A 1064-nucleotide genomic window follows, 5' to 3' on the forward strand; every position below is an offset into this window, starting at 1 on the left:
TGGTCGGGTTGAGGAGGGCGACGACGAAGACGATGAAGACGGCGAGGGCGATGACCGACCAGAGGACTTCGGCCAGGGACATGAGGGTCGCCGCCCCGAGCTGTGAGGGAAGGGCGTAGGCGGCAGCGGTGAGGGGCTGGCCGGATGCGAGCGCGACGCCGATCATCGCGGTGCGGACGAGAGCGCGCGCGGTGGTGCGGGCCGCTTGGGGCCGGCGGGCGGACTGGGGCGAGGGCGCGCCGAAGCTGCTTCCGTGGGCGCCACCGTAGGGGGAGTTGGCCATCCTCGTACGGATGGTGCCGGCGATCTCGCGTGAGCGCGTCTGGATTTTCTTGCGCTTGACGATGGCGCCGATGCACAGGATGTCGATCACCAGGAAGCGGATGGTCAGCTCGTCGCCCCAGGCGGTGGTCGGGTTGAGGAGGGCGACGACGAAGACGATGAAGACGGCGAGGGCGATGACCGACCAGAGGACTTCGGCCAGGGAGCGGAAGACCGAGGAGGCCCATTCCCACAGGAGGGCTCTGCCGGGCCCGGGGATCGTGCCGGCGATCAGGGTGGCTTCGCCGCGTACGGAGTCCCAGGCGATGCGGCATTGGGCGACTTGGAACTGGGCGGCGAGCGCGGTGATCAGGACGCAGACGATGACGGCGGCGACGAGCAGGAAGACGGCGCCGCCGACCTTGTCGAGAGACGCCTTCTTCGCTGCGGTGACGTCGCCCTTGACGCAGTTCTTCTCGAACTTCTGCATGGGGGGCTGGCCGAAGTGGTCGGTGGCCCACTGGACGGCCATGTCGACTTCGCTGTCGTAGATGCCGGAGACGGAGCCCTGGGGGCTGATGTAGTCCGTGAGGCCGTAGATGTTCTTGACCCAGGCGGTGCGGTCGGAGATCTCCCGCTCGTAGGCGAGTTGGCTGAGCTTGGTCGTGCTGTATTCGGTGGCGCATTTTCCGCTGAAGAGCTGTCCGTATTGCAAGAGCATGGCGGGTTTGACGATGAAGGCGTCGGTGAGGGCGTCGGTGAGGGGGCGGGAGAGCTGGTCGGAGGTGGCCGGGGTGACGGTG

At 67.5% G+C, this 1064-nt stretch carries 1 pseudogene; it reads right to left on the minus strand.

The features are described 5' to 3' along the window. A pseudogene (locus LCE31_RS39835) lies at nucleotides 1-1064 on the minus strand (hypothetical protein); the annotation flags it as partial.

Origin of the sequence: Streptomyces sp. 8L (genome assembly GCF_020176795.1) — a bacterium.
GTDB lineage: Bacteria > Actinomycetota > Actinomycetes > Streptomycetales > Streptomycetaceae > Streptomyces.